Annotated in this window: 12 protein-coding genes; 6 read left to right on the forward strand and 6 right to left on the reverse strand. The window is 56.1% G+C overall.

Annotation, left to right across the window (positions count from 1 at the left end; genetic code table 11):
• Positions 1-93 precede the first annotated feature (93 nt).
• The 3 genes from GS611_RS13220 to GS611_RS13230 all read right to left on the reverse strand — a co-directional run bounded on the left by GS611_RS13220 (position 94) and on the right by GS611_RS13230 (position 4,351).
• Entirely contained in the window at positions 94-795 is a 702-nt protein-coding gene (locus GS611_RS13220; protein ID WP_152460491.1) for a response regulator transcription factor, read from the reverse strand.
• Positions 795-2,660, reverse strand: coding sequence for a PAS-domain containing protein (locus GS611_RS13225; protein ID WP_371732268.1), 1,866 nt, complete (start codon positions 2,658-2,660; stop codon positions 795-797). The genes GS611_RS13220 and GS611_RS13225 overlap by 1 nt, the downstream gene beginning before the upstream one ends.
• A gap of 158 nt (positions 2,661-2,818) precedes the next feature.
• Complete coding sequence (locus GS611_RS13230; protein ID WP_171636359.1) at positions 2,819-4,351, reverse strand: alkaline phosphatase family protein; 1,533 nt, start codon at positions 4,349-4,351, stop codon at positions 2,819-2,821.
• 261 nt (positions 4,352-4,612) lie between these two features.
• Here GS611_RS13230 and GS611_RS13235 point away from each other — a divergent pair, with 261 nt between their 5' ends.
• Genes GS611_RS13235 through GS611_RS13250 form a run of 4 tightly spaced genes read left to right on the forward strand, consistent with a single transcriptional unit; the run spans position 4,613 to position 8,529 of the window.
• Positions 4,613-5,737, forward strand: coding sequence for an MlaE family lipid ABC transporter permease subunit (locus GS611_RS13235; RefSeq protein ID WP_171636623.1), 1,125 nt, complete (start codon positions 4,613-4,615; stop codon positions 5,735-5,737).
• A 1-nt stretch (position 5,738) separates the two neighbouring features.
• Positions 5,739-6,554, forward strand: coding sequence for an ABC transporter ATP-binding protein (locus GS611_RS13240; RefSeq protein ID WP_171636362.1), 816 nt, complete (start codon positions 5,739-5,741; stop codon positions 6,552-6,554).
• A gap of 5 nt (positions 6,555-6,559) precedes the next feature.
• On the forward strand, positions 6,560-7,876 hold the full coding sequence (locus GS611_RS13245; RefSeq protein ID WP_171636364.1) for an MlaD family protein: 1,317 nt from the start codon (positions 6,560-6,562) through the stop codon (positions 7,874-7,876).
• Positions 7,873-8,529 carry an ABC-type transport auxiliary lipoprotein family protein gene (locus tag GS611_RS13250; protein ID WP_171636366.1) on the forward strand — a complete coding sequence of 219 codons (657 nt, stop codon included), beginning with the start codon at positions 7,873-7,875 and terminating at the stop codon, positions 8,527-8,529. Before GS611_RS13245 ends, GS611_RS13250 begins: the two co-directional genes overlap by 4 nt.
• Before the next feature lie 83 nt (positions 8,530-8,612).
• On the opposite strand, the gene GS611_RS13255 is transcribed toward GS611_RS13250, so the two are convergent.
• Positions 8,613-10,193, reverse strand: a complete 1,581-nt coding sequence (locus GS611_RS13255) for an FMN-binding glutamate synthase family protein (protein WP_171636368.1) — start codon at positions 10,191-10,193, stop codon at positions 8,613-8,615.
• 249 nt (positions 10,194-10,442) lie between these two features.
• On the opposite strand from GS611_RS13255, the gene GS611_RS13260 reads away from it, so the two are divergent.
• The gene (locus GS611_RS13260; RefSeq protein ID WP_171636370.1) at positions 10,443-10,811 is read left to right on the forward strand and encodes a CrcB family protein; all 369 of its coding nucleotides are present in this window, start codon (positions 10,443-10,445) and stop codon (positions 10,809-10,811) included.
• Positions 10,808-11,170 carry a fluoride efflux transporter CrcB gene (gene crcB / locus GS611_RS13265; protein WP_171636372.1) on the forward strand — a complete coding sequence of 121 codons (363 nt, stop codon included), beginning with the start codon at positions 10,808-10,810 and terminating at the stop codon, positions 11,168-11,170. The genes GS611_RS13260 and crcB overlap by 4 nt, the downstream gene beginning before the upstream one ends.
• Here the strand turns inward: crcB and GS611_RS13270 are convergent.
• Positions 11,167-12,690, reverse strand: a complete 1,524-nt coding sequence (locus GS611_RS13270; RefSeq protein WP_171636374.1) for a DHA2 family efflux MFS transporter permease subunit — start codon at positions 12,688-12,690, stop codon at positions 11,167-11,169. The genes crcB and GS611_RS13270 overlap by 4 nt on opposite strands.
• On the reverse strand, positions 12,687-13,670 hold the full coding sequence (locus GS611_RS13275; RefSeq protein WP_171636376.1) for an HlyD family secretion protein: 984 nt from the start codon (positions 13,668-13,670) through the stop codon (positions 12,687-12,689). The genes GS611_RS13270 and GS611_RS13275 overlap by 4 nt, the downstream gene beginning before the upstream one ends.
• Positions 13,671-13,702 lie beyond the last annotated feature (32 nt).

Here is a 13,702-nt window from a genome sequence, read left to right on the forward strand (position 1 = left end):
GGTGTCAGCAGCTTCAGCACGGAAGGCTCGAAAGGGTCAAACAAACATGGAGAACAACTCATCTGACCAAGTCTCGGCCGGTTGGATCTGCGACTACTTCCAACCGACATCACCCAAGAATATATACCCCGCCCCATAGATCGTCTTGATCAACCGCGGGTTCTTGGGATCTTCTCCCAGCTTGGTGCGCAACCTGGAAATCCGAACGTCCATCGCCCTGTCAAAACTGTCTCCGGCTGCGCCACCCAGGGACTCCTGCATTTGCCCTCTGCTGATCAGCCGCTTGGGGCTTTCCAGAAACAGCCGCAGGACTTCCCCCTCTGCATGGCTGAAAGGCGTTTCGTCACCTGATTCACTTTCAAGGACGTATCGGTCAAAATGTGCGGTCCAGCCGTTGAATTCCGCCGTATCCGAATGAGAGGTCTGAGTGCGAGGTGTTCTTAATCTTGCCCTGATCCGCGCCACGACTTCCGCAGGGTCAAACGGTTTTGTAATATAATCGTCTGCCCCAAGTTCCAGACCCGTAACACGGTCCTGCACCTGCGCGCGCCCCGAAATGATGATCACTGCCGCGCCTTGTTCCAACGCCAGACGATGAACCAACGCCAGCCCATCCGTATCCGGCAATGACAGGTCGACCAGACAGACATCGGGCGTCACACGGTTGAGCGCAGCCTCGAACTCTCGTGCGCGGGAAAAACTCTGCGTACGGAAACCGGCATCCTCCAGAGCGTCCGTCAGGATGCGCCGGATTTCGGGTTCGTCGTCGAGGATGGTAACCAGCGGTTGCGTCATCAGGCGGCCTCGGTTTGGATCAGGGCTGACAATTGAGCCTGCGAAAACGGTTTACGCAACACCGGGGCCAACGCAAGGGCGCGCTGGTACAACGGGTCCGAACTGGGCAGCGACGTCATAAGGATACATGGCAATCCCGGCTTCACCTGCCGCAAAATGTCCAGACCGGTACCACTTCCTTCGAGACGGATATCGGACAGGACAAGAGAAATGTCTTCAACGCTGTTAATCAACGCCAGCGCCTCATCTACCGAATTGGCCTCGATGACGGCGAAGCCCAGCTCTACCAGCATATCCCGAAACTGCCCCCGCAAATCTTCGCTGTCTTCGACCAGAAGTACCAGACCGTCTTGCACGGGCGGAGCTGGCCGATAGGGCAACCGCAAAACGACGGACGCGCCTGATACCGTGTTCTTGAGATTCAGATCGCCCCCGGCCAGCTTGACAGTGTCATACACCATGGGCAGACCAAGCCCCGACCCGTCGCTTCCCTTGGTGGTAAAGAACGGGTTCAGCGCCTTTTCCAGCGCCTCTGGAGTAAAGCCCGGGCCAGTGTCCGATACGGTGATTTCAACCCAGATTTCTCCGATGGTATGCGCGCTGATTGTAATCTGACCCGAACTGCCGCAGGCATCCCGCGCATTCAGCACTAGGTTCAGCAACGCATCCTGCACCATTCCCGGGTCCAGCATCAAAGCCCGGTCGGGCAAAGTGTTGACCACCGACAAACCGACGCCGCGCGGCAAGGAAGGCGAGGCCAATATTCTCAGGTCTTCCAACAGCGCCTTCATGTCCGTGGCCTGAGGATGTGGCGTTCGGTTCCCGGTCATATCCGCAATCCGGTTCAGCAATTGCCCACCCCGACGCGCCGTTTGCTGTGTCGCGGTAACCAGCTCATGTGCTTCATCCGACAGGTCCATTTTGTTCAGTTTGGACTGCATCCCAAGGATGATCGTCAGCAAGTTGGAGAAGTCATGGGCCAATCCACTGGTCATCTGGGCGGCCATAGCCCGCCGACGCGTTTGCTGCAAAACGACGCGCGCCTGCGTTTCTTCGGTGATATCAACCGACATTACATAGACGCCACCGGCGTCATCGGGCGTGAATGAAACGCGGATACGGCGGGAATCCTGATCCTCGGTGAACTCGAATACGGAGGTTTCTCCGTCATATGCTTTTGCCAGATGCGCTTTGACCCGCCGATACGCGGCGGCACCAAGAGCTTCGGATATGTGAAGCCCAAGAACCTCCGACGGACGTCCGGGAAGGACCGCGCTCAAACGGCGGTTGGAGTAGTCATATCGACCAGTGCTATCCAAATGCGCGATATGAGCCGGCATCATTTCGGTCATCATGCGTGTGCGGGCTTCGATTTCGGTCAGCTCGCGTTTGGCCTCTTCCAATGCCTTGATCGTGGCCGCAAGCTTTCGGTTGGTTGCAGACAGTTCTTCGGCGTGGCCGAGTAATTGTTCCGACAATTCTTCCGATCGCGCCCGCAGCAGGTTTTCTGCACGCCGGGTGCCGGTAATGTCAGTGTAAACCGCAACCCATCCGCCCTGTGGCAACGGCGCGCCTTCTATCGAGATAACCTGCCCGTTGGGCCTTACGCGTTCCATGTAATGAGGCTCGAAAGCCAAAGCCTGCTCGACGCGCAGGTTCACCATTTTTTCCACACTTTCTTCGTCACCGTATTCGCCACGGCTGGCGAGAAAATGGATGGTATCCCGAAACAAGGCTCCGCGTTCGACCAGCTCGTCCGGCAGGTCGAACATTTCCTTGAACCGACGATTGCTCAGCACCAGTTTCAGGTTGCTGTCATAGATCGAAAGCGCCTGACCGATGAGATTCAGTCCGGCAGTCGTCATCGCCTTTATGCGCTGTTCGGTGATGTCCAGGTTCGTCTTCTCCACGCCCCATGGGTACCATCAGAATTGATGCGCCGGTAGTGGAATTGATGAACGACAAAACGTCTCATGCAACTTCCATGATCTAACTGAAAAGAGCGCGAAAGCGTGCAGTAATCCTAATATCTGGAACGGGACTTCGCGCCTTCGGAAGTGATGGAGTGCAACGACAAGGTATGATCCATGTTTCGCATCCGATGGCGCAGCATCTGTCTGCCCAACCGGGCAAGATCAGCCGCAAACGCGGGGTTATCCGCAAGGTTTTCGAATTCTCCTTGTCCCTGGTGATCAAACAGGATCGGCGGCAGGTCGGCTGCAAATTCGATCAACGTGAATCGTTCGTCCCGCAATATTCCCAGACAGGAATCACTGTTGCCCGTTCCCAACCGCCGCTGCCAGAGGGTCGGTTCTTCGGGTTCCGAAAAATCCAGCTCGCTGAAGGAATAGCTGCGCCAATCACCGGGAACGTCGCCTTGCAACAAGGGCAACAAAGACCTGCCATCCATGGCGTTTGGAACAGTCTGCCCAATCCAATCAAGGATAGTCGGCGTGACATCAATCGACTCGGTAGGAACGGTCACTTTCGCGCCGGCCATGGCCTCGTTCCCCGGCAGACGTATCATCAACGGTGTGTGATAGGCCGCGTCGTACACAGTCATTTTGCCCCAGCTGTACCTGTCGCCCAGCATTTCGCCATGATCAGCCGTTATGACCAGCATGGTATCGTCGTATTGCCCACTGTCCTTGAGATACTGAACGACGCGCCCGATATGGTGATCGACCTCGGTCGCCAATCCCAGATAAACGGCGCGCAAAGTGCGGATGTTTTCATCCGTTGGCTCAACGTCAGCAAAGCCATGAACGAACTTTTCTGCCGTATAAGCGTCCAGCTTTGGTCCGAAAAACGGATGCAGTGCCTTTTCAGCGGCTTCGCTTGGCAGGCGTTTCGGCAGAGGGATTTCCGCCGGATCGTACATGTCGTTATACGGGGCAGGCGCAACCAAAGGCGGATGAGGACGGATGTAAGTCAGATGAGCAAACCATCCCTCGCCTTGATGAGGTTCAATCCCGTCCAGAAACGCATCGGTCAGGAAGGCTGTGTCGCTGTGTTCTGCCCGATACATGGCCGGGTCGTTCAGCTTGGGCGTTTGACCATCCGGTGAGACAGGCTTGTAAACATCCCAATATGTATCGAACGTATAGCCATTTTTCATTAAATATGATCGCCAGGGGTATGACTCTTCCAGGCGCATTTCGACAACTTCAAGGAACCCGTTCATCGATTGCTCGTAAGATTTGAGCACGGGATCGTTGGGATCATGGACTCGGGGATCGGCAGAGGTATCGGTGTACCCGAACAGCATCGGCATATAACCCGCCTTTCGCATTTCCGTGGCGATGTTCGGCGTGTCATGACGCAGCGGAGTACCATTTCGCACGGAACGGTGGTTCATCGCGTATTGGCCGGTCAAAATCGATGCACGGGATGGCCCACAGGGATTGGTGACAGAGAAGTGGCGCGTAAAACTTACCGCCTCGTCCATGAAAGCCCGAAGGTTCGGTAGCTGCACGTGCTCGGCCAGAGCGCCATTCAGGCAATCTGCCCTCAATTGATCGATGATGATGAACAGAACGTTCTTGGCGTGATGCATACCGACTTCTCCGAATTCCGCACCCAGGGTTCCGCAGCGGAATGTGTCCCGCTTCCGTTTTTCGCGCAACCGATTAGTCCAACAGCCCTGCGTTTTCTTTTCCGGCCTGACTTGAGTCGAGAAAAGTAACACCCCTGTTTACAGTTACGCTTGCTTCAACTCATGGTCCGGCGTGACGCCAAGGCCATCCTGTGCGGCAAAAACCACGTCAAAGGGCACAAAGTCATTGCAGGCATTGAATGTTTTACTTCACATGGCACCATGACGCAGCCAACGATCACATCAGAGCGCGACGCCAGCGGCAATCAAGTGCGCATTTCTGGTGAGTTGCTCACACAATCCCTGCAAACCGTGGAGCGTGATTTTGCTGCGGTCCAACCTTGCGGGGGCAAAGTCGTTATTGACCTGTCCGGTATAGAAGCATTGGATACGGGCGGAGCCTGGCTGGTTGCGGACCTGGGCCGGAGGTTCACGTCAAACGGTGCCACGCTGGAGTTTCAAGGTGTGAAACCCGCACATGCGACACTGATAGACACGGTGACACGCAGCTTCCCGGACAAACCCGGCAAGCTTGAGGACCCTCGTGGATTTCTGGACTGGGTCGCACATGTGGGTCAGGGCACATTCGGAGCCTGGAAGGATACCCTGTCGATTCTCGAATTTCTGGGCCTCACCCTGCACCGCTTGTTTCGGACCCTGGTCATGCCGTGGCGTCTGCGCAAAGCGGCCCTTGTCACTCATATGGAGGAAACCGGGGTCAAAGCCCTTCCCATCGTGGCCCTGATGGGTTTTCTGATCGGTGTCGTGCTGGCCTTTCAGGGTGCGACACAACTGAAACAGTTCGGGGCCGAGATCTTCGTGGTCGAACTGATTTCAATCTCGATTCTGCGAGAGCTGGGAATTTTGCTGACCGCGATTATTGTTGCCGGCCGCTCGGGTTCGGCATTCACGGCCTCGATCGGTTCGATGAAAGTACAGGAAGAGATCGACGCCATGCGGACGCTGGGCCTTGACCCGATCGAGGTTCTTGTCATTCCACGTGTTTTGGCGTTGCTGATCATGCTGCCCATTCTTGGCTTTGTCGCAGATGTTGCCGGCCTCTTCGGCGGCGCGCTGATGAGCTGGATCGATCTGGGCGTAAGCCCTGGCATGTTTGTCACCCGTTTGAAAGAAAACACCGATGTCTGGCAACTTGCGGTTGGGTTGATCAAGGCACCATTCTTTGCGCTGGTCATCGGGGTCACAGCATGCTGGCAGGCCTTGCAGGTCAAAGGGTCGGCCCAGAGTGTGGGGCAGCGTACAACCGCCTCGGTTGTGCAATCCATTTTCATGGTGATTGCAATCGACGCATTGTTTTCGATTTTCTTTTCCGAAATCGGAATCTGACATGAACGATAGCACGCAACACGAAACGGAACAGAACGCAGCGCAGCGTGACGCCGTGATCCGCGTTCGCGGTCTCAGAAACCAATTCGGAACGCAGGTGGTTCATGACGATCTGAACCTTGATGTCTGGCGCGGCGAGGTTCTGGGCATTGTTGGCGGGTCCGGAACCGGAAAATCCGTCTTGCTACGTACAATTGTGGGTCTGAACAAACCTGCTGCTGGCAGTATAGAAGTGTTGGGAGTGGATGTCCTGAACGGTCCCGAAGAGGAACGCCGCAGGATCGAACGCCACTGGGGCGTGGCCTTTCAAGACGGTGCGCTGTTTTCATCGCTGACCGTATTGCAAAACGTGATGGCCCCACTGCGAGAACATACGGGCATCAGTGAAAAACTGATGGAATCTCTGGGTGCGTTGAAGATCAGCCTTGTGGGTCTGCCCCAGCTGAGTTGCGGCAAATTTCCATCGGAGCTGTCAGGCGGCATGCGAAAGCGCGCGGCGCTTGCACGGGCACTGGCGCTTGATCCCGAAATCGTTTTTCTGGATGAACCGACTGCCGGATTAGACCCGATTGGCGCGGCTGCGTATGATGAGTTGATCGGCGAATTGCAGCAGGCACTTGGGTTGACTGTTTTCATGGTCACCCATGATCTGGACAGCCTTTACGCCATCTGTGACCGAATTGCAGTGCTTGCAGAAAAACGCGTGCTGGTTGAAGGTCCGATTGAGGATATGACCAAAGTGGATCATCCTTGGGTGCAGGAATATTTCACAGGCCCCCGCGCCCGCGCGGCGCAACAGAAGGGTCAGGACAGGTAAAGGCGATGGAAACCAGAGCAAATTACATCCTGATCGGCGCGTTCACCCTTGCGGGACTGTTGGGCGTATTCGGCTTTTTCCTGTGGTTGGCGAAATTCGAAGTGACCCGGCAATACGCTTACTACGATGTATTGTTCGATAACGTCTCGGGGCTTTCGGCGGCGGGCGGGGTGAATTTCAACGGCCTTCCTGTTGGGCAGGTGATCTCTCTGAACCTGGACGAGGACGATCCGTCCAAGGTTCGCGTGCGAATAGAAGTGGATGCAGATATTCCGATCACCGAAGAAACGATCGCCCAGCTTCAATCGCTGGGTGTTACCGGCGTCGGTTACGTTGAACTTACTGGCGGGTCGCCTACTGCCGAAAGATTGCCGCAGGACAGCGTGATCAAAAGCAAGCGCAGCACCATCCAGTCATTATTTGAAGGCGCACCAAAAGTGCTGGACGAGGCCGTTACACTTCTGGAAAGCCTGAACAAGGTCGTCGACGACAAGAACCGGCAAGCCGTGAGCAGCATTCTGGACAACCTTGCCTCTGCGACTGGCCGGCTGGACAAAACATTGACAAGCTTTGAATCCGTGGCCAGCGACATAGGCAGTGCAGCCAAGGATATTGGTGAATTTTCAAAACGTCTGGACCCTTTGATCGAAACGGCGGATACGACCCTCAAGACCGGCACGGACACGCTCAATTCGGTCAAGTCCGCGTCCGAGTCAGCCAGGGCTGCGCTGGACGAAGCGAAAACGACGATCGAAACGGCAGACCGCATCTTGCAGCAGGACGTTCGACCTTTCATCGAACGCGGGTCGCAACTGGCCGAACGGTTGACCCTCTTGTCGGACGAAGGCAGCGTCACGCTGGGGATCGTGAACGAGACCGTGTTGAACGCCAACACGACACTTGGTTCGATCACATCTGCAATGGACACGGCCAAAGGTGCGCTGTCTTCGGCGGAAACGGCCTTTGAATCGGCCAACCGCGTCATGGAAGAAGACGTGGCGCCCGTAGCGGAAGATATCCGGAAGGCGGCCAACCAGGTCACCGAAACAGTCTCGAACATCACCGGTAAGATCGATCAGATTTCAGACGATGTCCTGAGCGCTTCGAACTCTGCGTCAGAGCTGCTGGGGACAATTGACGGCATCGTTCAGACCAACCGCCGGCAGGTGTCAGACTTCTTGCGGGTGGGTCTGCCGCAATTTATTCGCTTCGTCGAAGAATCCCAACGCCTGGTAATCAGCCTCGACCGTCTGGTGGACAAGGTCGAACGTGATCCTGCGCGGTTTCTGCTGGGCACCCAAGCATCGGAGTTCCGTCAATGATCAAGCCTGCAATTGCAATTCTGACGTTTGCATTGGTCGGTGGATGTGCCGGTTTGGGCACTTTGAAACAAGCCGCGAAACCCAACGATCTGTATCTGTTGACACCCAAAAGCACATTTTCGTCGGCGTTGCCGCGAATACAGAAACAGATCGTAGTTGAAGAACCAACAGCAACCGCCGCTGTGAATACGGATCAGATCGCCATTCAGCCCACCCCGTTACAGGTTCAGTATTTGCCGCGGGCACGTTGGGTGGATCGCGCACCCCTGATCGTTCAGACGCTGTTGATCGAAAGCTTTGAGAATTCTGGCAAAGTCGCTGCCGTTGGCCGGTCAACGGTCGGTCTGCGTGCTGATTACGTGATCGCACCGGACCTGCGCGAGTTTCAGGGGATTGTTGTTGCGGACCCCGAGAACGGAGATAAAATCCGTATCGAAGTGCGCATGAACATCAAGGTCATCGATGAATACGACGACAAGATCATCGCTTCGAATTCGTTTCAGGAAAATGTCGTTGCCGCAAGCGACCAGACATCAGATCTGATCAAAGCGTTTGATTTGGCCTTGGGGCGCGCGATGCGAGATTCTGTTGAATGGAGCATTCGCAGGATCAGCACGCATGTGGCCAACAATCCCAGATCGAACCCCAGTTGAGTTAAGCCACATGTCAAAACAGTAAGCGCGGGCGCAGTTCGCCCACACCTGTTCTGGGTAAACGGTTGTTAACGGATCGGGTCTCAGAAACGAGATGCCGAAGCGCGTTCCCAATCCGCCGCGAATTCCTCGGGCACAACACCTGCCAGCAGCGCACCATCCTCCAGATAGGTGTAGAGGTCACCATAGGTTCGCTCATGCTCGTCCGCCGTGCGCCGCAAAATGTCGCGTGGATGCAGCTCGGACACTTTTTCCTTTCCCATCGCACCCAAGAGTTCGCGGAAACTTTCGAGTGTTGCGTCGTGATACCGGTGAACGCGCCGCCGCTTTTGCGGGATGTTCACAGCGCGCCCGCGCACGGGATCCTGAGTGGCGACCCCGGACGGGCAACGGTTGGTGTTGCAATGCAAGGCCTGAATGCAGCCCACCGCAAACATCATCGCCCGTGCCGCGTTGCACATATCCGCACCAAGCGCGAATTTCTCGACCATGTCGTATCCGGTCGCCACTTTGCCCGCGCAAATGATCCGGATCTTGTCGCGCAGCCCAACGCCACGCAGGCAATTGTTTGCGAAAATCAGCGCCTCGTTCAGGGGCATACCCAGACGGTTGGTGAACTCGACCGGGGCCGCGCCTGTACCCCCTTCTGATCCGTCAATGGTGATGAAGTCCGGCAAAATCCCTGTCTCGAGCATGGCCTTGCAGATCGACATGAACTCGGAAGGTTTGCCAATACACACTTTGAAGCCGACAGGTTTGCCGCCGGACATTTCGCGAAGATCTTGAACGAAGTGCATCAACCCCGAGGGCCCGTCAAAAGCGCTGTGAGTTGGGGGGGAAATCACATCCTGATGCTCGGGCACCCCGCGGATTTCGGCAATTTCGGCATCGACCTTGGCAGCGGGCAGAACGCCCCCATGCGCAGGCTTGGCACCTTGGGACAACTTGATCTCGATTGCCTTGACCACATCCTTTGTGGCCTTTTCGGCGAACTTGTCCTTGTCAAACCCGCCTTCCGGCGTTCGACATCCAAAATAGCCCGTCCCAATCTGCCAGATGATATCGCCGCCTTCGGCCAGATGGTGAGGAGACAACCCGCCTTCACCGGTATTGTGGGCGAAACCTCCATCCTTTGCCCCGCCGTTCAGCGCGCGGATGGCGTTGGCGCTCAGGGCGCCGAAGCTCATGGCCGAAACATTGAGACGCGAGGCGCTGTAAGGCTTTGTGCATTGTGGCCCGCCCAACATGACGCGATCTTCGCTTTTGTCCACGTGCTTGGGCGCAAGCGAATGATTTGCGCGGTGATATCCGACCTCGTTTATGTCGTATTGTGTTCCGAAGGCCTGCGTATCCATCTGGCCCTTGGCGCGGGAATAAACCAGGCCGCGTACGATCCGGTTATAAGGTCGGCCGCTTTCGTTGGTTTCAACGAAATACTGTCGAATTTCCGGGCTGACGAATTCAAGCATGTACCGGAAATGCCCCAAAACCGGATAGTTGTTCAGCACATTGTGCTTGGTAGTCAAAACATCATAAAGGCCGATGACCGCGTAGGGCACCAAGATGACCAAAAGCCAAAGTACGGGTGGCCAGAAGAACCCCAACAGCAACACGAACGGCAGGCAGACATAGCTCAGAAAATAGTAGATCCTGCGTACAATCATGTTCCTGTCTCCTCATGTTTCCGACCGGTGGTTGCGCGTTCCAACAGCACTCAACGTGAAACAGATTGATTTTTAATTGCAAGCTTTCGCGGGAATTTATCCGCCCAAAGACGAAAACGTGAAAGTGCGTTACGGTGGCTCAACAGTTGAACAGGGTGTCGCCAGTGGATATGCCACGCATACCAGAAGGCGACAGGCATACACTTGACAAAGACGCATTCCCAACCCCGACGCGACCGCAAGAGCCTTATGTTTCTCGCTGTCTTTGCCGGAGGGGCGCTGGGATCGGCGTTGCGCGAAGTTTTCGCGCTGGAAATCCCCGGCCTCAGTTTCCTCACGTCGACCTTCGGCATTAACGTGGCGGCCTGTTTCGTCTTGGGGTGGCTGTATTCAATACGTCACAAGGTGCACGCGCATGTTCTGCATCTGGGCGCGGTCGGATTTTGTGGTGGGTTGTCCACCTTTTCATCTTTTGTAGCTGATCTGGAACGTATTGCCGAAAGTGATCTTTGGGCCGTGCCGCTTGCTGTCGGGTTGGAAGTCGCGTTAGGCATTGGCGCTGCCCTGGTCGGAGAGAAGCTGGGCAACCATTTTCATTCCGAGAGGTCACCGTCATGAATGACCTCTATCTTCATGCGATGTTCGGACTGGGCGGAGGCCTGGGGGCGGTCCTGCGTCATTGGCTGACTTTGAAAGTGCGGCACGATTTGCCCTTTTCGACGTTGATCGTCAATGTATTGGGCAGCCTGCTGCTGGGGATCTGGATCGGCTATCTGGGCGGCCCTGTCGACATCCCCGAGGATCAAAGACGGCTGGTCTTTGGATTCTGCGGCGGGTTCACCACGTTTTCCAGCTTTGCCTATCAATCTCTTGAACTTCGGCGCGAGCGCACTCTGGTTCTGGCAGCTGGCAATATCCTGATCAGCCTGGTGCTGTGCTGGTTCGCCCTGTGGCTTGGGCTGACCTTGACGCGCTAATGGACATGAGCGGCAACATGTGACCCGGGCTTCGGAGCGCGACAAAAGAAAAGCAATGGAATTGTCGCCAAGGCAAGCAGACCCAGATTGTTGAATACGGTCAAATAGGAAATCATCTCGGCCTGCTTCATGATTTCCTGGCCCAGAATGGCAGCACCTTCAGCGCTGTCCGGCGCAAGGCCAAGCGGGCTCAGATACGCCTGGGCCGCGGGGTTGTAGGGCGTCACATTCTGGCTGAGCACCGCCGTATTGGTCTGCAACCCGCGTACAACCCAGGTGCCGACCAGCGAGATGCCAACCGACGACCCCAGTTGCCTTGTCACGTTGAACAGACCAGAAGCTTCGTCCTGCCGGCCTTTACTGATGCTCTCGAAAGCCAGTATCGACATGGGCACGAACACAAGACCCATCCCGAGGCCGCTGATGGCCCCCGGCCATGCGAGCTCCCAAAAACCGGCATTGAGATTGATGGCCCCCATCATGAAATTCCCTATTGCTGTCAGCAACAGGCCGATGCCCGCCAGCAGGCGCGGATCGAAGCGGTTTACCAGAACTGCGCCGGTCAGAACCATGGACAGCCCTGCGGTCAGGCCACGCGGAATGAACAGATGGCCGGACGCGATGACTGGGAAATCCAGCAGACTTTGAACAAGCGTCGGCAAAATCGCGATGCCCCCGAACAGAGACACGGCAAAACCCGCGATGATCAGATTGCACAAGGCAAAGTTTCGGTCTGCGAACAGACGCAGGTCCACAACCGAATTGCGAGAGGTCAACGCGTGAAAAATGAAACCAAACGCCCCGATAACTGCTGCGATCACAGCCACCTGGATGACGCGGGACGACATCCAGTCCAGTGTCTCGCCTTGATCCAGAACGAATTGAAGGCACCCGATTCCAATAGCCAGCAGAGCAAGGCCTTTCCAATCGATCTGAACCTCCTCGGTTTTGTCTTCCGGCAATTCTCCGGCCAGCAGAAGCAGCGCAAGGGCCGCCACAGGAACATTGACAAAGAAGACCATCCGCCAGGAAAAATATTCGGTCAGGATTGCACCGACCGTTGGCCCCAGTACCGGCGCCACCACGACGCCCAGACCGAAGATGGCCATTGCCTGTCCGCGCTTTTCCCGCGGGAAGGCATCAAATAGAATGGACTGGGACAAAGGGATCAGGAAAGCGCCGAACATGCCCTGAGCCAGCCGAAAGGCAACGATGACCTCAAGGCTCCAGGACATGCCGCACATCACCGACATGACGGCAAAACCAGTCACCGCCGTCAGGATCAACCGTCGTCGGCCCACGCGTCGGGCGACGAACCCTGTCAACGGCATGATGACCACCGCGGAAACGATATAGCTGGTCAGAATCCATGTCGCCTGATCGGTCGTCGCCCCGAATGCGGCCTGGATATGCGGCAACGCCACATTGACAATCGTACTGTCCAGGACTTCCAGAATGGCGCTGAGAACAACGGCGATCACGATCACCATGTTCACATGGCCGGACGCCACAGGGGTCATTTGTCGTCCACCGGACCTGTTGTATCTACGACAACTTTGCTGCTGCCTCCGACACGCAAGGGCGCATCGGTCGGGTCAAGCGCGATCCGAACCGGAAATCGCCGGGTGACCTTGACCCAATTCCCGCTCGCGTTTTCCGAGGGCAACAAGGAAAACGTGTCCCCAGACCCTCGCCCGATTGACGCCACCTTACCTGTAAGCGTCGTTCCGGGGAGCATATCGACACGTATTGTGACCGGCTGCCCCGGACGAATGCGCGCCAATGCGGTCTCTTTGAAGTTCGCGTCCACCCACCAATCGGACGATTCGACAATCGAGAATTGCGGGGCATTGGCGGACACCGAGGATCCTGGTCGAAGAGTCAGATTGGCGATCCATCCGTCGGCCGCAGCATGGATCTTGGTCCAGGCAAGGTTGGTTTGCGCAATTTCAAGTTGTGCCCGCGCAGACAGGATATCATCCTGTTTTGCCTGCAACCCGCTTTTCAGTGCCAAAAGGCCGGATTGGCTGGTCGTCAACCTTGCAGAGGCTTGGGCGAAATCCGATGCCGTCTGATCCAGCGATGCCTGCGCGATATCGCCTGATGCGAACAGGGCTTTTGCACGTTCAAAACTCTTCAATGCAGTATCGTAGGCCGATTGGGCGCTGTCCACCGAAGCCTCTGCCGCCGCAATCTGTGTGGAATAGGATTTGGCCTGTTGTATCGCACTATCCAGATTGGCTTTGGCTGCATCCACAGAAGCCTTGAATTGAGTGTCGTCGATCGTGAAAAGCAGATCGCCGTTTTTCACGGGCTGGTCTTCGATCACATGTACATCGGCCACCTGCCCTGTCACCTGTGCAGCGACATAGATGATGTTCGCGCCCAGATATGCATCCTGAGTGGACGGGTAGCGCTCTTCGTGCCTCCAGAACAGAACAAGACCGACTGCAATTGCTGCAAGTATCAAAGCCACGGCTGCGATTTTGAGTGGCTTCATTCTCATATCCCTTTCTGCACGCGCCCCATGCG

Source organism: Ruegeria sp. HKCCD6119 (assembly GCF_013110585.1).
Taxonomy (GTDB): Bacteria; Pseudomonadota; Alphaproteobacteria; order Rhodobacterales; family Rhodobacteraceae; genus Ruegeria.

Bases quoted from the DNA above. Each gene is read 5' to 3' on its own strand.
- GS611_RS13235 (WP_171636623.1), top strand. From the start codon at position 4,613: ATGACGCAGCCAACGATCACATCAGAGCGCGACGCCAGCGGCAATCAA.
- GS611_RS13225 (WP_371732268.1), bottom strand. From the start codon at position 2,660: ATGACGACTGCCGGACTGAATCTCATCGGTCAGGCGCTTTCGATCTAT.
- GS611_RS13260 (WP_171636370.1), top strand. From the start codon at position 10,443: ATGTTTCTCGCTGTCTTTGCCGGAGGGGCGCTGGGATCGGCGTTGCGC.
- GS611_RS13270 (WP_171636374.1), bottom strand. From the start codon at position 12,690: ATGACCCCTGTGGCGTCCGGCCATGTGAACATGGTGATCGTGATCGCC.
- GS611_RS13275 (WP_171636376.1), bottom strand. From the start codon at position 13,670: ATGAAGCCACTCAAAATCGCAGCCGTGGCTTTGATACTTGCAGCAATT.
- GS611_RS13255 (WP_171636368.1), bottom strand. From the start codon at position 10,193: ATGATTGTACGCAGGATCTACTATTTTCTGAGCTATGTCTGCCTGCCG.
- GS611_RS13220 (WP_152460491.1), bottom strand. From the start codon at position 795: ATGACGCAACCGCTGGTTACCATCCTCGACGACGAACCCGAAATCCGG.
- crcB (WP_171636372.1), top strand. From the start codon at position 10,808: ATGAATGACCTCTATCTTCATGCGATGTTCGGACTGGGCGGAGGCCTG.
- GS611_RS13250 (WP_171636366.1), top strand. From the start codon at position 7,873: ATGATCAAGCCTGCAATTGCAATTCTGACGTTTGCATTGGTCGGTGGA.
- GS611_RS13240 (WP_171636362.1), top strand. From the start codon at position 5,739: ATGAACGATAGCACGCAACACGAAACGGAACAGAACGCAGCGCAGCGT.
- GS611_RS13245 (WP_171636364.1), top strand. From the start codon at position 6,560: ATGGAAACCAGAGCAAATTACATCCTGATCGGCGCGTTCACCCTTGCG.
- GS611_RS13230 (WP_171636359.1), bottom strand. From the start codon at position 4,351: ATGCATCACGCCAAGAACGTTCTGTTCATCATCATCGATCAATTGAGG.